This is a genomic window from Candidatus Merdisoma sp. JLR.KK011, assembly GCF_036941125.1.
In the GTDB taxonomy this organism is placed as follows: Bacteria; Bacillota; Clostridia; order Lachnospirales; family Lachnospiraceae; genus Laedolimicola.
In genome coordinates this window covers 169,012-192,291 of the sequence record NZ_JAYWSZ010000004.1, presented here as the reverse complement: position 1 = coordinate 192,291, position 23,280 = coordinate 169,012, and the positions used below count along the sequence as shown (strand labels likewise).

The following is a 23,280-nucleotide window of genomic DNA, read 5'->3' as shown; positions in this document are numbered from 1 at the left end:
ATTAAGAGCGGATGTAACAGACAGACTGCGGCAAAAGACTGATTTTGCCGCAGTCTGTCCGTTGTAAGGGGGACAGCCGGCTGCTGTCGGTATGCCGAAGCGGCTTTACCCTTTAGTGCTGCCGCGCAGCCACTCTTAATAAGAGGTATTTTTTTCCCGGTGCTTGGTCTTTTTTCAAATCTGTGTTATACTCTAGGGAAAGGAGAGGACGAATGGACGAAAAAGATTACTTGGAAGAGATTGAAGTAGAAGATACAAAAGATTCAGAGGACAAGGAAGAAAAAGACAGTGATTACGAGGAGGTCTGTTTTCTCTGCCATCGGCCGGAGAGCAAAACCGGGAAGCTGATCATGCTTGCAAAGGGGATCTGCATCTGTTCGGAATGTATGCAGAAAACCATGGATACCATCCAGAACAACAGCCAGGATTTTTCCAAAATTCCCGGCTTCAGCTTTATCAATCTGGCGGATCTGCAGAATGTGATTCCTCAGAGGCAGAAGGTGAAAAAGAAGAAGCCCAAGGAGGAGAAGCCGGCAAAGGAGCTGGATATCCGCAGTATTCCGGCCCCTCACAAGATCAAGGCCAGCCTGGATGAGTATGTCATCGGGCAGGAGCATGCCAAGAAGGTTATGTCTGTGGCTGTTTACAATCATTATAAGAGGGTGGCTACAGGTACCCAGGACGAGATTGAGATAGAAAAGTCCAACATGCTGATGATCGGGCCTACGGGAAGCGGAAAGACGTACCTGGTGAAGACGCTGGCAAGGCTTCTTGACGTGCCTCTGGCGATTGCGGATGCTACCTCCCTTACGGAGGCGGGCTACATCGGTGATGACATTGAGAGCGTGCTGTCCAAGCTTCTGGCCGCAGCGGACAACGATGTGGAGAAAGCGGAACGGGGCATTGTCTTTATCGATGAGATTGATAAGATTGCCAAGAAAAAGGACACCCATCATCGGGATGTGAGCGGAGAGTCGGTGCAGCAGGGGATGCTAAAGCTCTTAGAGGGAGCGGAAATCGAGGTGCCTGTGGGAGCCAACAGCAAGAATGCAATGGTGCCTCTGACCACCATCAATACCCGGAATATCCTTTTTATCTGCGGCGGCGCATTCCCGGATCTGGAGGATGTGATCAAGGAGCGGCTGAACAAGAAGTCCTCCATGGGCTTCCAGGCTGACTTGAAGGATAAGTACGATAAGGAACCGAATCTGCTTTCGAAGGTTACAGTGGAGGATCTGCGGAATTTTGGCATGATTCCGGAGTTTCTGGGGAGAATGCCTATTGTATTCACCCTCCAGAGCCTTACGAAGGAGATGCTGGTGCGCATCCTGAAGGAGCCGAAGAATGCCATTTTAAAGCAGTATCAGAAGCTTCTGGCCCTGGATGAGGTGCAGCTGGAATTCAATGAAGGGGCTTTGGAGGCTATTGCGGACAAGGCTATGGAGAAGGATACAGGAGCCAGGGCTCTCCGGGCGATTATTGAGGAATTTATGCTGGATATTATGTATGAGATCCCCAAGGATGACAATATCGGCCGGGTGACTATTACCCGGGAGTATATTGAGCACACGGGCGGCCCGGTGATTACCATGCGCGGAGTGCTTGCACTGGAAGGCCAGGCATAGCTTAAGGCTGCTGTGTGGATGATGCCGGAATGAAAAATGATTGTTTAAATGTGTGTAAGGGGATTGCAGCTTTTGCCGTTGTGTTTATTCACTGCAATTTTCCAAGCCCTGTGGGCGGAATGATGAACGGCCTGGCCCGGTTTGGGGTGCCGCTGTTTTTTATGGTCAGCGGATATTTTTCCTATGGAAAAGGGACGGATACGGTAAAGCGGCGGATATGGAAGGTTTTTGGTCTGTTTCTTGGGGCGAACGGAATCTATTTTGTATGGAGGCTTCTGGCGCTTTGGGGACAGGGAAGCTTGAATATGAAGGCGGCGGCCGGTTTTTTTGCCCCGAAGTCCCTGCTTCACTGGGGGCTTTGGAATGAATCGCCTTTTATGGGGCACCTGTGGTTTTTGGGAGCCTTGCTTTACTGCTACTGCCTGTATGGGTTTTTCGTAAAGAGGGGCATAGAGGAGAGGGTGTATGTTCTGATTCCTCTCTGCCTGGGTGCAAATCTTCTGCTGGGAGAGATGCTTTCCATTCTGGGGAAGGGGATTTCCTTTCTGTATGTGCGGAATTTCTGGCTGACGGGCCTTCCCTTTTTTATCTGGGGACACTGGATGCACAGGGAGGAGCAGAGGGGAAGGCTTAGGCTAAGACCTGGGGTCTGCCTGGGAGGTATTCTCTTTGGCGCCTGTCTCTCTATGGGAGAGATGCTGCTGTCGGGGGGAGCGGATCTGTATCTGGGCAGCGTTTTGATGGCAGGCGGAATGTTTTTGCTGGCTTTGGGGCGGCCGGAGTTTGGAAAGGGGAGCTTGCTGGCTCACGTAGGGGAAAAGGCGGCTCTGCATATCTATCTCTGGCAGATGATGGTATTTGATGTTGTGGAGAAGCTTGCGTATATAAGGGGTATCCATGAGCATATGGTATATCAGTGGGTGATGCCTCTGGCGGTGGGGATGATTTCCTGGATTTTGGCGGAGGCGCTGGTTTTAGGGAACACGGTTTGCAGTACTGGAATAGAAAGGAGAAGAGGGCAATGAACAAAGAAGTATTGGATGACATCGGAAGAGTGATTTCGGGAGCGGCGGACACGGTGAGCCGGAAAACCGGGGAGATTGTGGAGCTGACCAGGCTGAAAAATCAGATTTATAATCTGGAACGGGAGATTAAACGAGATTACGCAGACTTGGGGAAGATGGTTTATGAGCAGTATCTGGAGACAGGTATTGTGGATGAGGCGCTGCTTCCGATCTGCCAGGGGATTACGAAAAAGGAAGGCCTGGTGGAGCAGTATGAAGGTGAAATCGAATGTCTCAAAAAGGTGCATTAGACAGGGCGTTCGTTTTCTGGGGCGGCCTGCTTTGCATCAGCCTGCTTTTACATCTGGCAGCCCGGCTGGTTCCGGGATTTGCGGAAGGGTATGCGGTTCATGTCTACCCTGTCTTTGTAGGAACTCTTGGGAGGCTTTGTTCGCTCGTTCCGTTCTCGGTGATCGAGATTCTGCTTTATGCGGGTGCGGCTTTGATTGTGGCGGGCGTCGTGGGAGTGCTGCTTAGGAAGCTGTCACTTAAGCGGGCTTTGCTGCTCCTGGCCCGGTCGCTGATCGTGGTTTTTCTGGTGTTTACCTTGAACTGCGGCATTAATTATCAGCGGCTTCCTTTTTCAGAGCGGGCCGGCTTTGTGCTGCAGGAGTCTACAGAGGAGGAGCTGATTGCCCTGTGCGAGTTTTTGGCAGGGGAGATCAATGAGGCGGCAGAGGAGATTGCCCTGGATGAGGACGGGTACTGCATGCTGACCGGAGATCCGGTGGAGCTTGCCAGGGAAGCTATGGCGGCAGCGGCCTTGGAGTATCCGGAGCTTGAGGGGTATTATCCTAAGGCGAAGCCCGTATTTTCCACCTGGTATCTGTCAAGTCAGCTTCTGCAGGGAGTGTACAGCCCTTTTACAGTGGAGGCTAATTATAACAACGGAATGCCGGATCAGGACAAGCCTTCGACCATCTGCCATGAGCTGTCCCATCTGAAGGGATTTATGCGGGAGGATGAGGCGAATTTTGTAGCTTATCTGGCCTGCCGCGCCTCAAAGGATACAGGGTTCCGGTACAGCGGCAGTATTCTTGCCTATATCTACAGCGGAAATGCCTTGTACGCCCAGAATCCGGCGGCCCTTCAGAAGGTTCGGGAAAAGCTGTGCGATCAGGCAGTACGGGATCTTTTGGATCACAATGCTTATTGGGATACATACCGGGGAACCATCTCGGAGGTTTCGGATAAGGTGAATGATATGTATTTGAAGGCCAATGCACAGGAGGCCGGGACAAAGAGCTATGGACGCATGGTGGATCTTCTGCTGGCCTGGAACAGGGAGCGCAGATAAGGTTTTCTGAGAGAAGCTGGGCCGGATAAGGTGCCCAAAACGAAGCTTACGGTACTGAAATGGAGAGTTATATGGAATATATTGATTTGCGCCGGGAGGATGGGAGTCTTACAGGGGAGGTAAAGGAACGCAGTCTGGTACATCGGGACGGGGATCTTCACGGGACTTCCCACGTATGGCTGGTACGGTATCGCAGTGACAGGCATTCTGCGGATGTGCTTCTGCAGAAACGGAGTCAGAATAAGGATTCTTTTCCCGGAAGCTACGACATTTCCTCGGCGGGACATATCCCTTCCGGGGCGGATTTTCTGGAATCGGCTTTGAGGGAGCTTCGGGAGGAGCTTGGCATACAGGCGGAGGCAAAGGAACTGATATACGCTTTTACCCATATCGGGCACCATGAGGCGGAATTCTACGGGAAGGTGTTCAGGAATCACGAATACAGCCGGATTTATCTGTACGAGTGCGGACTTTCCGAAGAAGAGATGCATCTGCAGAAGGAGGAAGTGGAAAGCGTACTCTGGATGGATTATCGGGAGTGCCTTGAGCGGATTCGAAGAGGCGATCTGAACCATTGCATTTTTCTCAATGAGTTTGAACGGCTTGCAGGGGAAATAGAGGATTATTTTGCCCGTACCGGGCGGCCGCTTGAGAAAAAGGCGCTCACGGAAACCTGGGCGGAGGATGCCCAGGCGGAGCTTGAGGACTGGATTGAGGAGCAGGGGATCTATATCCGCCAGTGAGGGCAGAGGTTATACTTCATCTTCGCTTTTGGGAAGCGGCTTGGACTGCTTTTGTCTTCCATTGCACAGGAGATTGTTGAAAAGGGCTTTTTCATACCGGCGTTCGGCCTCGGTCCAGTTGATGATGCCAAACCAGTTGCGGATGTATTCTGCCCGGAGATTCTGATACTCCAGATAGTAGGCGTGCTCCCACACGTCCAGATTCAGGACTGGCGAAAGGTTTTTTGGCAGAGGGGTATCCTGATTGGGAAGGGGAAGAATCACAAGCTTTCCCCGTTCGTCAGCCGCAAGCCACAGGTTTCCGGAGCCAAAGAGCTCTACTGCCATCTGGAAAAAAGTTTCATAGAAGCTCTCCCAGGTTCCGAAATCCAGCAGCAGGGCATCCTTCAGCTTTCCTAAGAGCTGGGTAGGGTTGGGCGACATTCCGGCAAAATAGAGCTGGTGGTTATAGACGCCGCCGGCATTGTTCCAGACTTTTTGGCGGATTTTCTCCGGAAGCTCCTGGTTTTCCAGGATCAGCCGCTCCAGAGTCCACTCGTGGAACTGGGGATAGGGCCTAAGAAGGGTGTTGAGATTGTCTACATAGGCTGCAAGATGCTTGGAATGGTGGAAAAACATGGTTTCCATATTGATATTGGGCTCCAGGGAATCGTAGAGATAGGGGAGCGGCAGTACTTCAAAGGGATAATGCTGAATCATGGATGTACCTCCTGGCGGACATCATTTACGAATTGCTCGGACAGTCTGCGTCAAAATCTGCATTTCGCGGCAGGTTATCGGAACAATTACGATATTTTCATTGTATGTTTCAATAAAATAAAATATGCACTTGACAAATGTGTCAGAATGGCATACAATAATACCTGCACGTGACGGAGTATGGCGTAGCTTGGTAGCGCGCTCGGCTGGGGGCCGAGAGGTCGCAGGTTCAAATCCTGTTACTCCGACTTTTTATAAAGACTTGATAACTTATATTACATAATCTATCGTACGAAAGAAGTTGAAGGCTGCTGACATGCGGCAGGGAATAAAAAGTTCAGCTTCTTTTTTTCATTATAATAATTTTCTGCTACTCCGCAGAAGGGTGCGGTGTCTCTTTCAACATGTTTCCCAAGCATATTACCACTTTTATGTTTGAAAATCAATATGGAGCAGGCTTTGGAGTGTATATAAATCATAATTGCAGAAGCAGGCAGCAGAAATGCAGCAACTTTATACAGGAGGTGTGAGGATGAAGAAGCCGTTGCCGATAGGGGTAGAAAATTTTGAAGACATAATAAAATCCGGTTATTATTATGTGGATAAAACGATGTTTATTAAAGAATTGCTTGATTTAAAAAGAAAAGTGAATTTATTTACCAGGCCGCGGAGAACGGATGCGGGATATCTTGAATGGACAGCTATTTGATACGATCAGTTTCTTCGATAGTGCGGAAAACTTCTACCATGGCTTTCTGACGGGAATTTTGAGCCAGAGTGAAAATTATCTGGTAAAATCCAATCGGGAAACCGGAAACGGACGCTCCGATATAATGGTAAAAAGCCCGTCTCTTCGGGGCAGATCCTTTATTCTGGAGATAAAGATTTCTGATTGCATCGATGATCTGGAGGAGGATGCTAAAAAGGCGCTGAAACAGATAGATGAAAAGAGATATGCGGAGGAATTGAGGACGGAGGGCTATCGAAATATTGACTGCTACGGAATATCCTTTTACCGAAAGGACTGCGAAGTGTGTTCCTTACGCGATCTTTCTATTGACAAAGCCCCCCATAACTGATATATTCTGAAACAGAGCAAAGGCGTTCTATATAGGGAAAAGAACGCCTTTTTTTGCATCATAGAAGTAGTTTTCCATCATTGACAACGGGCATGGCCTGGGAAGCTGTCTGAAAGACAAAGAGAAGGAGAAGAAGGCATGAGCCATTTTACAAAAAAAGATATTTTAAGGCTGGTGGAGGAGGAGGATGTGGAGTTTATCCGCCTGCAATTTACGGATTTGTTCGGGAATCTGAAAAATGCAGCCATCACAGTGAGCCAGCTGGAACGAGTGCTGGATAACAACTACGTATTTGACGGCTCCTGTGTGGACGGTTTTGTGGATGACAGTGATACGGATATGTTTTTGTGTCCCGATCTGAATACCTTCGTGATTTTCCCCTGGAGGCCCCAGCAGGGAAAGGTTGCCCGTCTCATCTGTGATATCAAGCGGCCCGACGGCACGCCCTATGAGAGCGATCCGCGGTATATTTTGAAAAAGGTTCTGGAAGAGGCCAGGAGCATGGGATACCAGTTCGATGTGGGGCCGGAATGTGAATTTTTCCTGTTTCACATGGATGACAATGGGGAGCCCACCACCTTCAGCCATGAGAGGGCAGGCTATTGCGATATGGGGCCCATTGATTTGGGAGAAAATGCAAGGCGCGACATGGTTATGACCCTGGAGGAAATGGATTTTGAAGTGGAATCCTCCTTCCATGAGGTGGCTTCTGCGCAGCACGAGATCGATTTCCGCTATGATGAGGCATTGCTGACGGCAGATCACATTATGACCTTTAAACTGGCGGTAAAGGCCATTGCAAGGCGGTTCGGTCTTCACGCCACCTTTATGCCGAAGCCGAAGACAGAGGAAAACGGCTCTGGTATGCATACCAATATGTCTTTATCCCGGGAGGGGAGGAATATTTTCCAGGATTCCGGCGATCCCAATGGCTTGAGCAGGGAGGCGTACTATTTTATCGGCGGTATTTTGAAGCATGCCAGGGGAATCACAGCTATTACCAATCCTTTAGTGAATTCCTACAAGCGTCTGTTCCCGGCACAGCAGGCCTCGGGCTACATGGCTCCGGGCTACGTGGCCTGGTCGGCCGTGAACCGGGCCCAGCTTATCCGCATTCCGGCCCAGAGAGGGGAAAATGTGCGGATCGAGCTTCGAAGCCCTGACCCCTCCTGCAATCCGTATCTGGCTCTGGCCCTGTGTCTGGCCGCCGGCCTGGAGGGAATCCGGGAGCAGATTCTTCCGCCTGACCCGGTGGATCAGAGCAGCCGCCGGATGACGGATAAGCAGCGGCAGGAGAGAGGGATCGAGTCCCTTCCGCGGAATCTTTTGGAAGCCCTGAATGCCATGGAGGCGGATGAGCTGGTGACAAAGGTTCTGGGTGAGAAGGTCAGCCGCAGCTATTGCGAGGCGAAGCGCAGAGAGTGGGAGGAATACTGTACGCAGGTATCGGCCTGGGAGATTGACTCTTATCTTTACCGGATTTAAGCCTTGTGTTCAAATTCTTTAGACAGTCAGATGCTCGTGCAAGCACGGCATGGCTCATTGCTCGCAGAGATAAAACGGTTACTTTGTGATTTTAAGGAAAAACGCTGTACGGGGGGAGGTACATGACAAACATTATTGTATTATTTCCAAAGGCTGAAGATGCCGGAAATGTACGCAGCCTCCTGGTGCGGCACGGATTTTTGGTATCGGCAGTCTGTACAACGGGAGCCCAGGCGCTGGCTCATGCCAACAGCTTAGGCGACGGGATTCTGGTCTGCGGCTGCAAATATCCGGATATGATTTATTCGGAGCTGCGCAGCGTTCTCCCTTCTCATTTTCAGATGCTTCTGGTAGCGTCCCAGCGTGTTTTAAGCGAATGCAGTGATCCGGATCTGATGTGCATTGCCATGCCCCTTAAGGTGCGTGATTTATTAAATACGCTGGATCTTATGGCGGAACAGACTGCCCGGCGGAAAAAGCGTCTGCGGCAGAAGCCGAAGGCGCGCTCAGAGGAGGAGAAAAAGATTGTTTTAGAGGCAAAAAGCCTTTTGATGGAGCGGAACCATATGAGCGAGGAGGAAGCCCACCGCTATATCCAAAAATGCAGTATGGACAGCGGAACAAATCTGGTGGAAACGGCCCAGATGGTATTGAGCCTTATGAATTTTTGAGATGGAAAAGATTTTACGGATATTACGGAACTGGAATGGAGGTCTAAATTGAAGTTTACGAAAATGCATGGAATCGGCAACGATTATGTTTATGTGGATTGTACCAGGGAACCCTTAAAGAATCCGGAGGAAACAGCCCGGCTGGTGAGCGACCGGCACAAAGGCATCGGGGGAGACGGCTTGATTTTAATTCAGCCCTCTAAGGAGGCCGACTTTGAGATGGCAATGTACAATGCGGACGGCTCCTACGGAAAAATGTGCGGCAACGGTATCCGCTGTGTGGCAAAATACGTATACGATCACGGCTTGACAGATAAGACAGACCTTCGGATCATATCCGGAGGGGCTGTCAAGTATCTCAAGCTGACAATAGAAAAAGGCAAGGTATCCCAGGTGCAGGTAAATATGGGCGAGCCGATTTTAAAGCCTTCTCTTATTCCGGTGAAAGGGGAAGGAGAACGTCTTGTGGCGGAGCCGATTGCCGTGGACGGCCAAACCTATGAAATGACCTGCGTTTCCATGGGCAATCCCCATGCGGTTGTATTTATGGAGGATATAAAGAATCTGAAACTGGAGGAGCTGGGGCCGAAATTCGAGACACATGAGCGTTTTCCGGATCGGGTGAACACGGAGTTTGTGCGCATGGTTGATAAAGAGACACTTGAAATGCGTGTGTGGGAACGAGGTTCCGGGGAAACCATGGCCTGCGGAACAGGAGCCTGCGCAGTGGCAGTCGCTGCAGCCCTCAACGGCTTCGCCGGACGCAGCGTCACTGTCCGGCTGCTGGGAGGCGATCTGCAGATTGACTGGAACGAGAAGGACAACTGCGTGTATATGACCGGGCCTGCGGCTGAGGTGTTCCGTGGGGAGATTGATCTGGAAATATCAGTCTGAAAGAAAATACAACTGGGCCTGTGATATAAGAGAATCTCTTATATACTGTATAAAAGTAACGCCCTGCTTTCTGGCAGGGCATTACAGACATTTTAATCCCGAACAGTAACGGCCTCCTTTTGTCCAAGCCGCAGAATATTTTTCATCTGCAATAAAATCGTCTTTTTTACCATTTTCAGATATCTTTTCCAATCAATACCTTTTTTCCAAATCATCCGACAATAATGCTTTGATAAAATCGTTATAGTTTTCATCCTGCTCTGAAAACCATCCCTGAATCATATTTTCAAACATCATCCGGTTTTTTCCGCCACTCTTTTATAAACTTTGTTTTATCAACATAAAAATATTGTTTTTCTCGTATTGTCTCAAAGCTTTGCAGCCCAATCCCTTCAACTGCTATTCCTTTCGCCGCCGCTTTTTGTTACTGTTCACTCGCCGCTGTTCCGTGTTACTAGTATAATAAAGCAAAAAACCACAGGCACAAGCCGAATCATAAACATCCCTTTCAGGGTTTTGGATTCATACCCGGCGGCTCGTCAAGCGGTACAGAGCCTGTGGGAACCAGGTGATCCCCGGAATGAAAATCTGATTTATTGCGGCCCGGAATCATCAAGGCATAATGTCCGCCGCAAGGTCCGTCAGACCTTGCCTCTTTCGGATGAATATATTGCCCCTGATACCTGGGATCTGGCTGTTCAATACGCTCAATTATGCAGAGGAAGGAAGTCCCTGCTTGGGGGACACAGATTGCCTGTTGCCCTTGATGGAGTACTCCCTTGGTGACTCGTCCTGCAACTACCACGCCGCATTCCTTTAAGGCAAACACATCTTCAATTTGAAAATTAAAGTCCTCCTGTTTCTTTTCTTTTCCGAAAGAGAATAACTTCATACTAATAACCTCCCGCTATAAGCTCTGCACATTATTATCTGTGCACATCAGCAATCTCTTCGCGCACCGCTGCTTCTGTCTCCTGTTTATACTCAGCTTCCTCTATAGAAAATGTTTCTGATACCATTTTAAGTTTTGGGCTATAGATTACTTTCCTCCATTATACTTGATTGCTTTCTTTTTCTCAATCATCTGTGTTTGAAAATTTTCGGCATTCCCACTGAAATAATAAAAAGATAATCTGGAAAAATGACAGCTCCCTTTTTAGCCTTGACTTAACCTTCTGAAAATGCTCACTTTCACAACTTAATCCAGTACAATGATTCTGCTGGGAAGCCTTTCAAGAGGGAAAAACGGCAGATAACTTTACATGTTTACTTAGGATAAGGAGGTATTGGAGCATGAAGGGAAACTATTATGGTTATATCCGGGTATCAACAAAGGAGCAGCACGAGGATCGTCAGGTAATTGCGCTGGAGGCCTTTGGCGTGAGCAGAAAGAATATCTATATGGATAAATGGAGCGGAAAAGATTTTGAACGTCCAAAATACAGGGCTCTAATGAAAAAAATGCGTCCCGGCGATGTGCTTGCAGTGAAATCAATTGATCGGCTTGGAAGAATTTATGCAGAGATTCAGAATCAATGGCGCATGATTACCAAGGAAATGCGGGCAGATATCGTTGTATTGGATATGCCTCTTCTGGATACAAGAAAGAAGGATAAAGACTTAACGGGAACCTTGGCAAAAGAAAAGGGGGTGCGGTTTGGAAGAGAGTCTATGGAGATCCCCTTAGAATTTTACCCACTGCAAAAAGAATATAAAAAGGGAATGATTTCAGCGAGAACTGCGGCAAAAAAATTGGGGGTAGCCCACAGCACCTTTCTGAAATGGCACCGCATGATGCAGGAAGTATAGAGGGTAATCTCCCGAATATAGTGGAAAAAATGCGTATCATATTTGTTGACGATACACAAAAAATGTGTATAATATAATTATAGGAGGAAATGCTATGAAGAGAAGAGACCTGATAAAAAAGCTTGAAGACGCTGGGTTTCATTTCAAGGAGCATGGAGGTAACCACGATACATACAAACGTGGAAGTGACACAGAACAGGTTCTAAGACATACAGAAATTAATGAAATTACGGCAAAAAGGATACTAAAGAAGTGGGGATTGAAATAAATCCCTGGTATCTTTTTTAGATAAGGAGGAATACAATGAAAAGAGCATATCCAACATTTATAGCAGAATGTGGAACAGATTATCTGGTGTATGTTCCAGATATGGATATTTTTACAGAGGGGCAAGATCTGGAGGATGCTATAGAAATGGCCAGAGATGCAATAGGGCTGAAAGGAATATCCCTGGAGGATGACGGGATAGAGATTCCGGAGGCATCCGGTTATCAAGGAGCAGTAGTCAAAGCAAAGGAGGATACAGAGGATTTTGATTATACCAAAGGAATTTTGACTATGGTGGACGTGGACTTTATCGTGTACAGGAGGCGCATGGATAATAAATCCGTGCGAAGAAATGTTACATTACCGAATTGGTTAAACCAGGAGGCAGAGGCAGCGAATCTCAATGTGTCGAAGGTTTTACAGGAAGCATTGATGGAGCGGCTTGCAATAAGCGGTTAAACAGAGGGACACCTTTTGAGGTGTCTTTCTTTAGGGTGTAAAGCGATTGTTCCAATTGTTATTTAACATATATTTGGGGAGGATATATATGTTAATGCAGATAAATTTGAAGAGGATTTTAATAAATATAAAATTTTATATGAAATGTTGAAATAAACAAAAATTCTATGCGAAAGATTTTTCAATCCCATAGAGTTTTCTATTTTCCCGTTTACCTAGCATAAGTCATATGTTTTGCAATGTTTCCTTATGGGCTGCTGTCTTATTTTGCGGCAGCCTCTTGAATTTGCGAATCATGTATTTTTCTAGTATTTTCTGAAAATTTTTGCTGAAAAGTGGATTTTAAACTAGTAGTCCGTATCGGAAATCCTTGTGCATATTTCTGAGGATATTTTTCCGAGAGTGCAGGTCAAAAAACGCAGACGTAGTGGTGCTACGGCGAGGCTTTTTGACCTGTGCTATCGGAGAAATAGACCGGAAATATGCACAAGGATTTCCGGTACGGACTACTAGACTTTAAAATCCGCCTTATAAGACATTAAATTTCAGATAGTACAGATTATGTGTTATCCCATAAATTCCTTATAAATACAGTATTTTTTTCAAAGTCTTCCATCTTTTGCCATTATCATACCATTTCTGGATGCAAAAGTCTGCATTAAACACCACTTTGAACGTAGCAGGAAATCAGCCAAATCCTCACAGAAACAGCTAAATGGACATACCGGAACAAGGCATAAGTATCTGGAAAAAAGGCAGGATCATACCCATCTGGCCAGCAGTCTGTGGGAAAAAAAATCGGAAGGGTGTAGGAGATGAAGGACCACAGAAGAAAATCATTTGTTTACCGGGGACTTAACGGGCTTCTTGCTTGTCCGTTGCTTTGGAGCGTATTTGCACAGCCCTTGTGCGCAGCCGGCATTACCCTCGAGCTTCCGGGGAGAAAGCCGGGAATCACGCTGTTTGAGCGGCACAATCCCGTCTACAGCATGATCGTGGACCAGGGAACAGGCGCGGCAGAGCTGGAACTGCCCGATACCCTCCGTGCTGTCTGCCCGTTGAAGGACGTGCAGATGGATGGCTTTGTACAGGCCCGGCCTCAAAGGGGTTCCTCTGGCGGACAGGATGATTACGACTATTATTATTATGGTTATGTGGCCCCCTGGAATCAGGAGGAACTGTATAGGGAAAATAAGCCCGTGGTCTATACCATTTATTATGCGGGAACAGGAGAAATGTCCCAGGAAGTTCCGGTGTACTGGAATATGAAAGCAACGAGGTGGATCAGATAAAGCTGGTGGAGCCTGGGGATACCGGGGAATTGGCAATCATTGAGGGAGGGGACTATATAACTCTTGTGACCTGCACTCCATACGGAGTGAACAGCCACCGCCTTCTGGTAAGAGGGGAGAGGCGTGAGTATGAAGAGGAGGAGCTGATGGAGCAGACAGTGGAAAGAGAGGCCAAGAAGAGCAGGACAGCCGGCCTCCTGGCGGCAGGATGTGCAGTGTCTGCGGCGGCTCTTGCTGGAATGCTGCTGTTTTCAAGGAAGAAAAAAGGGAAAATTTATTGACAAAGTTCTGCATTACTGCTATATTTTGAAACAGAGCAAAGGCGTTCAACCGAGGGGGAAGAGCGCCTTTTTTGCGTGAACCAAAATTACCGGTGTGCCGAAGCGGCTTTACCCTTTCGTGCTGTCGCGCAGAGACTTTAAAACAGTAATATCCTTCACAATGCACAAATCGATTTACAGACGCATGCTTTTGCGGCTGGGAATTGATTTCATACCGGTGTATTGTGAAGGATATTACGGAACTGGAATAGGAGGTAACAGAGCGATGTATAAGATAAACGACAATTATTTAAAGCTGCCGGGCAGCTATCTTTTTTCTGACATTGGCAAAAAGGTCGCTGCATATACGGCGGAGCACCCCAAGAAGAGCATTATCCGCCTTGGGATCGGAGATGTCACCCAGCCCCTGGCTCCGGCCATCATAGAAGCCATGCACAAAGCCGTGGACGAAATGGGCCATGCAGAGACCTTCCGCGGCTATGCCCCGGACTTGGGCTACGAGTTCCTGCGAAATGCCATTGCCGAGGGCGATTACCGGAGCAGGGGCGCCCGCATCAGCCCGGATGAAATCTTTGTAAGCGACGGCGCAAAGTGTGATTCCGGCAATATCCAGGAGATCTTCAGCACAGACAACCGGATCGCCGTCTGCGATCCCGTATATCCTGTCTATGTGGACACGAACGCCATGGCAGGCAGGACAGGAACCTACAACCCCAAGACAGAAATGTGGAGCAGTGTAATCTACATGCCTTGTCTGGCAGAGAACGGCTTTGCCCCCGAGCTTCCAAAGGAAACGCCGGATCTCATCTACCTGTGCTTTCCCAATAATCCGACCGGTTCCACGATTACAAAAGAACAGCTCCAGGAATGGGTAGATTATGCGAACCGGACAGGGGCGGTGATCATCTATGACGCAGCATACGAGGCCTACATTTCCGAGGAAAATGTTCCCCACACCATTTATGAGTGCCAGGGAGCCAGAACCTGTGCCATCGAGCTTAAGAGCTTTTCTAAGAATGCCGGTTTTACCGGCGTGCGCCTGGGCTATACAGTCATTCCCAAGGATTTGAAATGCGGCGGTGTGTCTTTACACGCCCTCTGGGCAAGACGCCACGGAACAAAATACAACGGAGCCCCCTACATCATCCAGCGTGCAGGCGAGGCAGTCTATTCCGAGGAAGGAAAAGCCCAGCTGAAAGAACAGGTGGCCTATTACATGAAGAATGCCGAAACCATCCGAGAGGGGTTAAAGGCGGCCGGCTACACCGTATCCGGCGGAGTCAACGCCCCCTATATCTGGCTGAAAACGCCGGGCAATATGACCTCCTGGGAATTCTTTGACTATCTTCTGGAAAGAGCCGGCGTCGTAGGGACACCGGGATCCGGTTTCGGCCCAAGCGGAGAGGGATATTTCCGGCTTACGGCCTTTGGTTCTTATGAGAATACCCTGGCGGCCTTGGAGCGGATTAAGCAGATGTAAAAGGCTGCTGTTCACTCCGTGGCCAGTAACGTAAAAAGTCCCCAGCCTGTTACCGGCCGCGGAGCGGACAGTAAGCGCCGCCTTGAAATCGGATGTGTTTTCCCGTAGAAAAGCATTTACATTGAAAAGAGATTTTACTATAATGATGAGAGACAAAGCTGTGAGGGCGGCAAAGGGCCGCTCCAATGACGCAGGAGGGAAAGCATGGCGGCAGTACAGGTAAAAAAGACGCAGATACAGGCAGAGCAGACGATTTTTGCTCTGGATATCGGAACACGGAGCATCATCGGAATGGTGGGAACCGTGGAGAATGAAAAGATCCGAATCATTGCTATTGAGAGGGAAGAACATACAGAACGGGCAATGATCGACGGACAGATCGAGAATATAGATAAAGTGGCGGCTGTGGCCGGAAAGGTGAAGCAGAAGCTTGAGAGCAAGCTTCATTTTAAGCTGGAGCGCGTGTGCGTGGCGGCGGCGGGAAGAGCCCTTCGGACGAAACGGGCGGAATTTGAGATGGAGGTTTCCGGAAAGGATCTCATTGACGACGAGGTGATAAGCCGTCTGGAGGCGGGAGCTATCAGCAAGGCGGAGGAAGCCTTTGATGCGGAGAACCGCAGTATGGAGGATAACCGCAGGTTCTATCTGGTGGGTTATACAGTGTGCCAGTATTATCTGGATAAATATATGATTTCCAGTTTGAAGGATCACAGGGGAAAGAGCGTGAAGGTGGATCTGATAGCGACCTTCCTGCCGAGCGAGGTGGTGGAAAGTCTCTATACCACCATGAATAAGATCGGCCTGGAGGTGGCCAGCATTACCTTGGAGCCGATTGCAGCTATCAATGCGGCGATTCCGGCAAATCTCCGGCTTTTGAACCTGGTGCTGGTGGATATCGGCGCAGGAACCTCGGATATTGCGGCCTGTACCGACGGAAGCGTGACGGGCTACACCATGGCTACCATGGCGGGAGATGAGATTACGGAGACCTTGATGAAGGAATACCTGGTAGATTTCCAGATGGCGGAGTCTATGAAGGCGCAGGCAGATCAAGAGGAGGAAATCACCTTTACGGATATCCTGGGCTTTGAGCAGACGATTTCCAGGGATGAGCTTCTGGCGTGTATACAGGATACCTCGGATCATCTCTGCCGGGAGATTGCGGACAAGATCCTGGAGATCAACGGCAATCCGCCCTCGGCGCTGTTTTTGGCAGGAGGCGGCAGCAAGCTTACAGGGCTTAAGGAGGGCTTGACGGCGGCTCTGCAGATGGATTCCAAGCGTGTGGCCATTGCCGGAAATAATTTCCGCACCAGTGCATTTTCCGATGAGTATGATCTCAACAATCCGGAGTATGCAACGCCTTTGGGGATTGCAGTGTCTTCGGGACTGAATCTTATCAATGCAAGCTTCCGGGTGATCCTGAACGGCAGGCCGGCGAATCTGTTCCGAAGCGGAAGCTTTACGGCGCTGAATCTTTTGATGATGAACGGCTATAGCTTTTTGGATGTTATGGGACACAGTGGCGCGAACCTGGTTGTGACGGTGAACGGAAGGCGGAAGGTGTTCTACGGTACGCCTGTGGAGCCTGCGGCTCTGTTTATTAATAAAAAGGAAGGGAGGCTCTCGGAGATCATACAGGCCGGAGATGAGATTGACTTTACACCGGCAGTATCGGGCGTGTCTGCGGCGGCCTGCCTTGGGGATATTAACGGGGCGGCAGAGGCTGTGGAGCTGACCTTGAACGGGATGCCTGCGGATTTGGAGACCCAGTTGAAAATGGGCGATGTGATTGTGATGAGGCGGCCGGGAGAGGAAGCGCTGACGGAGGAAGCTGCGGAAGCGGAAGAAGGGGCAGCAGCGGAGGATGTGCCTGCGGCGGAGGAAGGAGCAGAGCCGGAGCCAGCGGCTGTTCCGGAGCAGACGCAGGAGCAGGAGCCGGTGCAGCAGGAAGAAAGTGCAGCCGCACCAGATAGAACCGCAGAAACTGCGGCAGAGTTTAGCGAACCTGCAGGAACAGAGCGGCAGCCGGAAACGGCAGAGGAAACAGCAGAGGAAACAGAGCCTGTTGAGATGAAACAGGAAGAAGAGCCAAAACCGGCGTTAAATCCGCAGAGAAATTTTGCACAGCGTTCTGCTCTGGAGGCAGCAGCTCCCGTATCCCAGAGGGAGGAAAAGACGGCAGTCTCTGCGCAGCCGCCGGAGGTGCATTTTCATTTGAATGGAATGCCGATTACTTTGCCTAGAAAGACGGATGGAACCTCCTATTTTCTCATGGATATGATACAATATTCCGGAATTGATTTGAAACAGCCAAAGGGGCGGATAGTTCTTACAGTCAATGGAATGCAGGGGCTGTTTCAGCAGGAGCTGAGAGACGGGGACAACATTCGGATTGAGGAAGAGATGTAGATATCCTCTGGTGCAGATAAGGAATTATGTTTTATGAAGATAGCAGATATACACGTACACATTTTTCCGGATAAATTGGCGGAAAAGGCGGCTCATTCCATCGGAGAATTTTATGACAAAACCGCTTATACCACGGCGGGCACGGACTGCCTGGTCAAAGAGCTCGAAGAGGCAGGCATCAGCCGCTGCGTGATTAGCAATTCCGCCACCACACCGGGGCAGGTTCACAATATCAATACTTTTTTGGCCCAGACCGCCCGTGAGCATCCTGGCTTTATCGGTTTTGGCTCGCTCTATCCGGGGATGGAAGGCTATGAGGAGGAACTGGATCGGATGGAGGAGCTGGGCCTTCGCGGTATCAAGATTCATCCGGATTTTCAGAGGGTTCCCATTGATGCCTCCTGTGGAATAGCGATGTATCGTTCCATAGCCAGACGAGGGCTTCCGGTGCTGTTTCATATGGGGGATGACCGCTATGACTTTTCTTCGCCCAAGCGTCTGACGAATCTTCTTAAGAAGGCGCCGGATTTGAAGGTGATTGCCGCCCATTTTGGAGGATGGGCTATCTGGGAGCAGTCTTTCCATCATCCCCAGCCGGAGAATGTACTCTACGATACCTCCAGCACGATTCCGCTTGTATCCGAGGAATTGGTATACCGCATGTTTGACCGCTTTGGTCCGGAACGCTTTTTGTTCGGATCTGATTTTCCCATGTGGAAGCCGGAGGATGCGGTGGAGCAGCTTCTGCGCTTTGACTTGGGCGAGGATTTGATGGATAAAATATTGTATGGGAATTTCTGTAAATTATTTGGACTCGAATAGCGCGTCAACGAAGGATGACTGTTGGAAAACAGGTATATATGAAGGACAAAGCCGCTTGTTCCATTACCGCAAGGTGCAGCTCTACCTGTTTGCAAAAAGATGGATTTACCAAGAGAAGCCCTTTACTCCGTCCGCATCTCCCCATCCTGGGTACTCAGCAGCAGCCGGCAGTTGTTCAGGTAAGTATCCATCTGTGCCTTCCACTGATGAAAGCTTTCCTCATCATAAGGAATCAGATCCTGGTCAAAGGAGAAGGAGCTGCCGGCAATCTGAAGAATCTCGCTGTTTTCGCCCAAACGGAACACTTGATAATCAGACCCTCCATAGGTATCCCGATCCTCTATATGGACTCTCATCAGAAACGGCGTCCCGTCAAGCTCTCCAAGATAGATATTATTCCAACCGGCCCGGGAGACGTGAGCGCCCTCGGAGTAGAGAATATCCCCGTTTCCATTCCGGCCCCTTCCCCGAAATCGCTTTCCACACGGTACGCCTGGGTATAATAGGTTTCCAGAGGATCAATCCCTTCCATCTCCGGAAAGCTGTGGATATCTGCATACCAGGTATCCGGGGTAAAGGGCTCATAGGCGATGCCTGCGCCGTACCATGCGCTTTCCAAAGCCGCATGGGTAATCACATTATCCCTAAAATGAAGGGTGCACAGAGGATTGCTCCAGGAAAATCCGTCCTCAGCCAGCTCCGTGAATTCATCAAAGTCCACGTCCTCATAGCGGACAGCATTCATCTCCCGGTTGACCCGGAAAACGCAGTCCTCTGCAAACGCAAGAAGGGGAAGCTCCTGGATGGAATCCTCTGTAAGCGTATTGACGACATAGCGGTCAATCCCCCGTGCGCTCCGGGCAATCCTTTGGATATTCAGCCGGAAGGTTCCGTTCAGATCCGCCTGGGACAGAAGTGTCTCCAGATTCTCGGAGGACAGATAAGGAACCTTGGAGTCCTGTTTTAAAAGCTCCAATCGAAGTCCAAAGCCGAATTCCGAAAGAACCCGTTCCGCCTCCTCAGGAAGCATATTCACCCAGATCTGGTACTGTTCCGGCGCCACATCCAGAATCTCCACAGAGTGTAAAAATTCCACATCCTGTATCACGCCGTTCTTGTCCGGCTCCTGCAGGTAGACATCCAGCAGATCCCCGGGCTGTGCATCAGGCGCCATTCCAAGAGGCAGGGCAAAACGATAGCTGTTTCCTTCCCCAGGCTCCATAGCAAAGGGGCCCCGGCCCATCACCTCGATTTTCTCGGCCTTGAGGGAGAACTGGCCGGGATAAGTCTCCATAATAGAGATCTCTTCCCCTTTCGGGAAGGTGATCCGAATGAGATCTCCGGCCTCCAGTCCGTTAAAATCAATTTCGATATAAGGCTCCACCCGGTCTGCCTCCGGTACAGCCATATCCCCGAAACGGGGAATGCGCACGACCATAGGAGGCGTTTCCCCTTCCATATCCCCATAAGCTACAATACCATAGAATACATTTTCCCAATCCGTATCCGATCCGCCGTCCCTGGGATTGGCCAGAAACTGTACGGCAAGCACCACACAGACAATAGCGGCGGCCGCAGCCAGAATCCGGGCGGGCTTGTGGTAATGAAGGACGTTTTCTATACGGTTTTTCGTATCTCCTTCCCCAAAGGCAATCGGAAGGCCTTTTACCATGGGATGGACTGAGGCGAGAGACAGAAGGGAAGCAGAGTATTCCTTTTTCACATTGCTCCCAAGCTGCCGGATCACAGCTTCGTCACAGGACATTTCCATATCCTGCTCACTTAAGAAAAAGGCCAGCCACACCAGAGGATTGAACCAGTGAAGACAGAGGGCCCCGTAAGCAAGCGTCCGGAACAGGGGATCTCTTCTACGGATATGAATCTGCTCATGGAGCAGCATATAGCGCTCCTCCTTCTGGTTAAGGGCCTGGGAGAGATAAATGCGCGGCCGGATAAGCCCGTAGACGAAGGGCGTTCCATGGCCCGGCATCCGGTAAATATTCCCTCCTTCGTGGGAGGCCGCTTTCAGCTTTTTCCTAAGGCGGAGGAGGGAAAACATGCTGTAAGCGAGCATAACTGCAATCCCCAGAATCCAGATACAAGACAAGACGAAGATCCAGATTTGAAGGGGGTTGGCGGAAGCAGCCGGATTGCCGGCGGGAAGGGATGCGTTGACGGCATCGCTGACGCCGGGAAGCGGGAGACTGACCTTGGGCTCCATCTGATATCCGATATTTTTGGGAATATATTCCATCCGCCCTTTCGCAGGCGCATTTTTTTCCAGAATACCCAGGAAGGAGATGCCGGCGGAAAAGGACACGGGACAGAGAAGCCGGAAGAGTACCACGGCCCACAGAGCATAGGAAAAAATTCTGGGGGCTTTTCGAAAGCACAGCCGGACAATCAGCATTGCTGCAATGATCACGCTTCCTGTAAGGCTCATATTGAGAATCGTAATAAAAAGCTGTTCCATTATGAGCTGCCTCCTTCCGTTTCGTCTTCGTATTCCTCAATCAGCTTCCGAAGCTGTGCAACCTCACGGCTGCTCAGCTTTTTCCTTCTGGAAAATGCAGTGAGAAACCGGGGCAGGGATCCGTCAAAATTTTCCATCAGGAACTGTTCTCCCTGGGCGGCCTGGAAATCCTCCCTTGTTGTTTTGACCTGAACGATGCCGTTTACATTTTCAAAGAGGTTTCTCAGGCAGAGCCGTTTCAGCATGGTGTAGGTGGTGGTTCGCTTCCAGTCGAATGCATGCTCACACAGCTTCACCAGTTCGCCGGTGGCAATGGGAGCGCGCTCCCAGATTAAATCTGCAAATTTTTGTTCCATTTCTCCCAATTTATAAGGTTCCATTGCCATTCCCCCTTGCCGCTTTTGTGTATTTGATAAAAGATAGGTGTCTAATAATATTAGACACCTATAGTCTAACACCATTAGACACCGCTGTCAACAGGGAAGATATAGGCATCACTACTTTTAAAATATTAGTACTTGACAATACATAGTAGCTGGCGTAATATAATAGCATAAAGAAAAAAGAGCATACCTTGCGCATTGCCAAGAAGGATTTCCGGCCGCATACATATGTCACCGAAAGCTCTTGCGGCAGGAAGGGGCTTGTGCGAGGGCTGCGGAATTGGAATGGAGAGTACATGAATCCACAATTTAAAAAAGGAGTATTGGAGCTGATTGTTCTGGAATCTGTGCGGAAAAAGGACATGTACGGCTATGAGCTGGTGGAAGAGGTTTCCCGGGTCATTGATGTGAACGAGGGAACCATCTATCCGCTGCTGAAGCGGCTGACCAATGAGCGCTATTTTGAAACGTATCTGCGTGAATCCTCAGAAGGCCCTCCGCGGAAGTATTATCACCTGACGGCGGCCGGAATCCTGTACCGGGATTCCCTGGAAGCCGAGTGGGAGGAATTTCAAACCAGGGTCAGCCGATTTTTGAAGGAGGGAAAGGAACATGAATAAAGAGACATTTTTAGAAGAGCTGCGCGGATACCTCCGGATTCTGGAGGATCAGGAGCAGGAGGACATTTTAGAGGAATATGCCCAGCACATAGACATGAAGCTTCAAAAGGGTCTGAGCGAGGAAGAAGCCATTCGGGATTTTGGCCCCATGCGTCAGCTTGCGGCGGAGATTCTGGAAGCCTACCATGTAAAGCCGGAGTTTGATAAAAAGTCTTCCGTTCATCTGCCGGAATTCAAGAGGGGAGGTATGGAAGAGGGAGGGAAGCTTTTTCGGAAAATAGGAACCTTTCTCAAAGACAAGTCCATAGCCTGCATGAGCGGAATCAGCCGCGGCCTTCACTGGTGCGCCGGTAAGTGCCGGGCACTGGCCTTCTGGATGAAAAAGCCTTTCTCCAGCATAAGAGCAAGGGCAGAAGGGGCAGAAGAAAGCGCTCTTTATATGCAGGAAGATCCTGCGGCGGCCAGGGAAGAGGAAGCTTTCTCTTTGAGACATGCAGACGTTCCCCAAGAGACGGACAAAGGGGAGGGAGGCTTGAAGATTGTGAAAACCGTGAACATAGAACAGAGGCCGAAAAGAAGCCTGGCAGCCGCCTTCTTTCAGGTTATTACGAAAATATGGGATTTGTCTGCTGCTTTTTGCATCTGGTGGATGCGGCTGTTCTGGAATCTCTTATGGCTGTTTATGGCCTTGTTTTTTGGAAGTATGGCCCTCATAACACTGGCGGGCCTGGGAACCGTGCTGGTTCTTCTGCCCCAGGGCTACCCCATGGCGGGAATGCTCCTTATCTGTCTTGGCGCAATGCTCTGTCTTGGCGTTCTGGCCTGGGGCTCCTACAGCCTGGTGCGGAGAAGAAAAAAAGAGGAGCGGGAGGATTACGGAATGGGAATGGAGGAGTACAATGAAAAGAATGCATAAAATATTGTTTGCCGTATTCTGCGCCGGCGTTCTGCTGACCGGGATCGGCGTGGGCGTTCTGTTTACGGAATTTTCCGCCCTTGCCTATGGCGGCAGGGAGATTCTGGGGAAGACCGATATGCAGACAGAAAATTTTGACGTGGAGTTTGAGCCGGGAGAGGAGAAAATCGCAATCACAGGTGGGTACGAGTGGAAGCAGGATGAGGTATTGACGGATGCACGGGTTCCGGAAAATACAGTACGTTTCTGCGTAACCTACAATAAGGAGCGGATGGCTCCCAGGCCCAGATGGGCAGAAGAGTACGATGAGATTGTTTTGATGAGCCGCTGGGTTTCCACGGAAGATGACATGGAGCTGATGATGAAGGCAAAGGATGTGTTTTTGGAAAATCTGAAGGCCGGCCGGCTCGTATCCTTTGACACTTTAGGAATCGAGGAAGTCACCGCCATCGTCAATCCGGCCAACAAGGATGATGTGTATCTGGTTTGGTAGCGCATGTCTGGGAAGG

General features: G+C 49.6%; 27 protein-coding genes and 1 tRNA gene. 22 read left to right on the top strand and 6 right to left on the bottom strand.

Annotated features, from left to right (window positions below):
* Positions 1–212 precede the first annotated feature (212 nt).
* From clpX to VV089_RS14480, 5 genes are all read left to right on the top strand, one after another.
* Positions 213–1,625: an ATP-dependent Clp protease ATP-binding subunit ClpX gene (gene clpX / locus VV089_RS14500; protein ID WP_334336407.1), complete on the top strand. Its 1,413-nt coding sequence runs from the start codon at positions 213–215 to the stop codon at positions 1,623–1,625.
* Positions 1,626–1,654: 29 nt separating this feature from the next.
* The gene (locus VV089_RS14495) at positions 1,655–2,650 is read left to right on the top strand and encodes an acyltransferase (protein ID WP_334336406.1); all 996 of its coding nucleotides are present in this window, start codon (positions 1,655–1,657) and stop codon (positions 2,648–2,650) included.
* Positions 2,647–2,940: a hypothetical protein gene (locus VV089_RS14490; protein ID WP_172544607.1), complete on the top strand. Its 294-nt coding sequence runs from the start codon at positions 2,647–2,649 to the stop codon at positions 2,938–2,940. The genes VV089_RS14495 and VV089_RS14490 overlap by 4 nt, the downstream gene beginning before the upstream one ends.
* Positions 2,919–3,986 carry a DUF3810 domain-containing protein gene (locus tag VV089_RS14485; RefSeq protein ID WP_334336405.1) on the top strand — a complete coding sequence of 356 codons (1,068 nt, stop codon included), beginning with the start codon at positions 2,919–2,921 and terminating at the stop codon, positions 3,984–3,986. The genes VV089_RS14490 and VV089_RS14485 overlap by 22 nt, the downstream gene beginning before the upstream one ends.
* A 71-nt stretch (positions 3,987–4,057) precedes the next feature.
* On the top strand, positions 4,058–4,729 hold the full coding sequence (locus VV089_RS14480) for an NUDIX hydrolase (protein WP_334336404.1): 672 nt from the start codon (positions 4,058–4,060) through the stop codon (positions 4,727–4,729).
* Positions 4,730–4,738: 9 nt separating this feature from the next.
* On the opposite strand, the gene VV089_RS14475 is transcribed toward VV089_RS14480, so the two are convergent.
* Positions 4,739–5,428, bottom strand: a complete 690-nt coding sequence (locus VV089_RS14475; RefSeq protein WP_334336403.1) for a superoxide dismutase — start codon at positions 5,426–5,428, stop codon at positions 4,739–4,741.
* Positions 5,429–5,602: 174 nt separating this feature from the next.
* On the opposite strand from VV089_RS14475, the gene VV089_RS14470 reads away from it, so the two are divergent.
* From VV089_RS14470 to dapF, 6 genes are all read left to right on the top strand, one after another.
* A tRNA-Pro gene (locus tag VV089_RS14470) sits at positions 5,603–5,676 on the top strand.
* A gap of 284 nt (positions 5,677–5,960) precedes the next feature.
* Positions 5,961–6,137, top strand: a complete 177-nt coding sequence (locus tag VV089_RS14465) for an AAA family ATPase (protein ID WP_172544610.1) — start codon at positions 5,961–5,963, stop codon at positions 6,135–6,137.
* Positions 6,118–6,507 (top strand): PD-(D/E)XK nuclease domain-containing protein, encoded by a 390-nt coding sequence (locus VV089_RS14460; RefSeq protein ID WP_334336402.1) that lies wholly within the window; start codon positions 6,118–6,120, stop codon positions 6,505–6,507. Before VV089_RS14465 ends, VV089_RS14460 begins: the two co-directional genes overlap by 20 nt.
* A gap of 138 nt (positions 6,508–6,645) precedes the next feature.
* Positions 6,646–7,992 carry a type I glutamate--ammonia ligase gene (glnA, locus tag VV089_RS14455; RefSeq protein ID WP_172544611.1) on the top strand — a complete coding sequence of 449 codons (1,347 nt, stop codon included), beginning with the start codon at positions 6,646–6,648 and terminating at the stop codon, positions 7,990–7,992.
* A 122-nt stretch (positions 7,993–8,114) separates the two neighbouring features.
* Positions 8,115–8,663, top strand: a complete 549-nt coding sequence (locus tag VV089_RS14450) for an ANTAR domain-containing response regulator (RefSeq protein ID WP_172544612.1) — start codon at positions 8,115–8,117, stop codon at positions 8,661–8,663.
* Positions 8,664–8,711: 48 nt separating this feature from the next.
* Positions 8,712–9,557: a diaminopimelate epimerase gene (dapF, locus tag VV089_RS14445; RefSeq protein ID WP_172544613.1), complete on the top strand. Its 846-nt coding sequence runs from the start codon at positions 8,712–8,714 to the stop codon at positions 9,555–9,557.
* A gap of 286 nt (positions 9,558–9,843) precedes the next feature.
* On the opposite strand, the gene VV089_RS14440 is transcribed toward dapF, so the two are convergent.
* Both VV089_RS14440 and VV089_RS14435 read right to left on the bottom strand, forming a co-directional pair.
* Positions 9,844–9,939, bottom strand: coding sequence for an AAA family ATPase (locus tag VV089_RS14440; protein WP_334337580.1), 96 nt, complete (start codon positions 9,937–9,939; stop codon positions 9,844–9,846).
* Positions 9,940–10,065: 126 nt separating this feature from the next.
* Positions 10,066–10,449 (bottom strand): hypothetical protein, encoded by a 384-nt coding sequence (locus tag VV089_RS14435; protein ID WP_172544614.1) that lies wholly within the window; start codon positions 10,447–10,449, stop codon positions 10,066–10,068.
* A 401-nt stretch (positions 10,450–10,850) separates the two neighbouring features.
* Here VV089_RS14435 and VV089_RS14430 point away from each other — a divergent pair, with 401 nt between their 5' ends.
* The 8 genes from VV089_RS14430 to VV089_RS14395 all read left to right on the top strand — a co-directional run bounded on the left by VV089_RS14430 (position 10,851) and on the right by VV089_RS14395 (position 18,379).
* On the top strand, positions 10,851–11,366 hold the full coding sequence (locus tag VV089_RS14430) for a recombinase family protein (protein ID WP_172544615.1): 516 nt from the start codon (positions 10,851–10,853) through the stop codon (positions 11,364–11,366).
* A 94-nt stretch (positions 11,367–11,460) separates the two neighbouring features.
* Positions 11,461–11,634, top strand: a complete 174-nt coding sequence (locus tag VV089_RS14425) for a type II toxin-antitoxin system HicA family toxin (RefSeq protein ID WP_334336401.1) — start codon at positions 11,461–11,463, stop codon at positions 11,632–11,634.
* A 35-nt stretch (positions 11,635–11,669) separates the two neighbouring features.
* Positions 11,670–12,092, top strand: a complete 423-nt coding sequence (locus tag VV089_RS14420; RefSeq protein ID WP_172544617.1) for a type II toxin-antitoxin system HicB family antitoxin — start codon at positions 11,670–11,672, stop codon at positions 12,090–12,092.
* 815 nt (positions 12,093–12,907) lie between these two features.
* Positions 12,908–13,384, top strand: a complete 477-nt coding sequence (locus VV089_RS14415; protein WP_334336400.1) for a hypothetical protein — start codon at positions 12,908–12,910, stop codon at positions 13,382–13,384.
* Positions 13,372–13,665 (top strand): sortase, encoded by a 294-nt coding sequence (locus tag VV089_RS14410; protein ID WP_334336399.1) that lies wholly within the window; start codon positions 13,372–13,374, stop codon positions 13,663–13,665. The genes VV089_RS14415 and VV089_RS14410 overlap by 13 nt, the downstream gene beginning before the upstream one ends.
* A gap of 265 nt (positions 13,666–13,930) precedes the next feature.
* Entirely contained in the window at positions 13,931–15,145 is a 1,215-nt protein-coding gene (locus tag VV089_RS14405) for an LL-diaminopimelate aminotransferase (protein WP_172544619.1), read from the top strand.
* Between the two features lie 204 nt (positions 15,146–15,349).
* Positions 15,350–17,557 carry a cell division FtsA domain-containing protein gene (locus tag VV089_RS14400; protein WP_334336398.1) on the top strand — a complete coding sequence of 736 codons (2,208 nt, stop codon included), beginning with the start codon at positions 15,350–15,352 and terminating at the stop codon, positions 17,555–17,557.
* A gap of 33 nt (positions 17,558–17,590) precedes the next feature.
* Positions 17,591–18,379 carry an amidohydrolase family protein gene (locus VV089_RS14395; RefSeq protein WP_334336397.1) on the top strand — a complete coding sequence of 263 codons (789 nt, stop codon included), beginning with the start codon at positions 17,591–17,593 and terminating at the stop codon, positions 18,377–18,379.
* Positions 18,380–18,501: 122 nt separating this feature from the next.
* Here VV089_RS14395 and VV089_RS14390 read toward each other — a convergent pair whose 3' ends face one another.
* Genes VV089_RS14390 through VV089_RS14380 form a run of 3 tightly spaced genes read right to left on the bottom strand, consistent with a single transcriptional unit; the run spans position 18,502 to position 21,232 of the window.
* Entirely contained in the window at positions 18,502–18,735 is a 234-nt protein-coding gene (locus VV089_RS14390; protein WP_334336396.1) for a hypothetical protein, read from the bottom strand.
* On the bottom strand, positions 18,735–20,852 hold the full coding sequence (locus tag VV089_RS14385; protein ID WP_334336395.1) for a M56 family metallopeptidase: 2,118 nt from the start codon (positions 20,850–20,852) through the stop codon (positions 18,735–18,737). The genes VV089_RS14390 and VV089_RS14385 overlap by 1 nt, the downstream gene beginning before the upstream one ends.
* The gene (locus VV089_RS14380) at positions 20,852–21,232 is read right to left on the bottom strand and encodes a BlaI/MecI/CopY family transcriptional regulator (RefSeq protein ID WP_334336394.1); all 381 of its coding nucleotides are present in this window, start codon (positions 21,230–21,232) and stop codon (positions 20,852–20,854) included. Before VV089_RS14380 ends, VV089_RS14385 begins: the two co-directional genes overlap by 1 nt.
* A gap of 299 nt (positions 21,233–21,531) precedes the next feature.
* Between VV089_RS14380 and VV089_RS14375 the strand changes: the two genes are divergently transcribed.
* From VV089_RS14375 to VV089_RS14365, 3 genes are read left to right on the top strand one after another with little or no spacing between them, the layout of a single operon-like run.
* Entirely contained in the window at positions 21,532–21,855 is a 324-nt protein-coding gene (locus tag VV089_RS14375; RefSeq protein ID WP_172541216.1) for a PadR family transcriptional regulator, read from the top strand.
* Positions 21,848–22,771 carry an HAAS signaling domain-containing protein gene (locus VV089_RS14370; RefSeq protein WP_334336393.1) on the top strand — a complete coding sequence of 308 codons (924 nt, stop codon included), beginning with the start codon at positions 21,848–21,850 and terminating at the stop codon, positions 22,769–22,771. Before VV089_RS14375 ends, VV089_RS14370 begins: the two co-directional genes overlap by 8 nt.
* Positions 22,755–23,264, top strand: coding sequence for a hypothetical protein (locus VV089_RS14365; protein WP_172541214.1), 510 nt, complete (start codon positions 22,755–22,757; stop codon positions 23,262–23,264). The genes VV089_RS14370 and VV089_RS14365 overlap by 17 nt, the downstream gene beginning before the upstream one ends.
* Positions 23,265–23,280 lie beyond the last annotated feature (16 nt).

Coding starts and splice junctions, on each gene's coding strand:
- clpX (WP_334336407.1), top strand. CDS start 213: ATGGACGAAAAAGATTACTTGGAAGAGATTGAAGTAGAAGATACAAAA.
- VV089_RS14495 (WP_334336406.1), top strand. CDS start 1,655: ATGAAAAATGATTGTTTAAATGTGTGTAAGGGGATTGCAGCTTTTGCC.
- VV089_RS14490 (WP_172544607.1), top strand. CDS start 2,647: ATGAACAAAGAAGTATTGGATGACATCGGAAGAGTGATTTCGGGAGCG.
- VV089_RS14485 (WP_334336405.1), top strand. CDS start 2,919: ATGTCTCAAAAAGGTGCATTAGACAGGGCGTTCGTTTTCTGGGGCGGC.
- VV089_RS14480 (WP_334336404.1), top strand. CDS start 4,058: ATGGAATATATTGATTTGCGCCGGGAGGATGGGAGTCTTACAGGGGAG.
- VV089_RS14475 (WP_334336403.1), bottom strand. CDS start 5,428: ATGATTCAGCATTATCCCTTTGAAGTACTGCCGCTCCCCTATCTCTAC.
- VV089_RS14465 (WP_172544610.1), top strand. CDS start 5,961: ATGAAGAAGCCGTTGCCGATAGGGGTAGAAAATTTTGAAGACATAATA.
- glnA (WP_172544611.1), top strand. CDS start 6,646: ATGAGCCATTTTACAAAAAAAGATATTTTAAGGCTGGTGGAGGAGGAG.
- VV089_RS14450 (WP_172544612.1), top strand. CDS start 8,115: ATGACAAACATTATTGTATTATTTCCAAAGGCTGAAGATGCCGGAAAT.
- VV089_RS14435 (WP_172544614.1), bottom strand. CDS start 10,449: ATGAAGTTATTCTCTTTCGGAAAAGAAAAGAAACAGGAGGACTTTAAT.
- VV089_RS14430 (WP_172544615.1), top strand. CDS start 10,851: ATGAAGGGAAACTATTATGGTTATATCCGGGTATCAACAAAGGAGCAG.
- VV089_RS14425 (WP_334336401.1), top strand. CDS start 11,461: ATGAAGAGAAGAGACCTGATAAAAAAGCTTGAAGACGCTGGGTTTCAT.
- VV089_RS14420 (WP_172544617.1), top strand. CDS start 11,670: ATGAAAAGAGCATATCCAACATTTATAGCAGAATGTGGAACAGATTAT.
- VV089_RS14415 (WP_334336400.1), top strand. CDS start 12,908: ATGAAGGACCACAGAAGAAAATCATTTGTTTACCGGGGACTTAACGGG.
- VV089_RS14405 (WP_172544619.1), top strand. CDS start 13,931: ATGTATAAGATAAACGACAATTATTTAAAGCTGCCGGGCAGCTATCTT.
- VV089_RS14400 (WP_334336398.1), top strand. CDS start 15,350: ATGGCGGCAGTACAGGTAAAAAAGACGCAGATACAGGCAGAGCAGACG.
- VV089_RS14395 (WP_334336397.1), top strand. CDS start 17,591: ATGAAGATAGCAGATATACACGTACACATTTTTCCGGATAAATTGGCG.
- VV089_RS14390 (WP_334336396.1), bottom strand. CDS start 18,735: ATGAGAGTCCATATAGAGGATCGGGATACCTATGGAGGGTCTGATTAT.
- VV089_RS14385 (WP_334336395.1), bottom strand. CDS start 20,852: ATGGAACAGCTTTTTATTACGATTCTCAATATGAGCCTTACAGGAAGC.
- VV089_RS14380 (WP_334336394.1), bottom strand. CDS start 21,232: ATGGAACCTTATAAATTGGGAGAAATGGAACAAAAATTTGCAGATTTA.
- VV089_RS14375 (WP_172541216.1), top strand. CDS start 21,532: ATGAATCCACAATTTAAAAAAGGAGTATTGGAGCTGATTGTTCTGGAA.
- VV089_RS14370 (WP_334336393.1), top strand. CDS start 21,848: ATGAATAAAGAGACATTTTTAGAAGAGCTGCGCGGATACCTCCGGATT.
- VV089_RS14365 (WP_172541214.1), top strand. CDS start 22,755: ATGAAAAGAATGCATAAAATATTGTTTGCCGTATTCTGCGCCGGCGTT.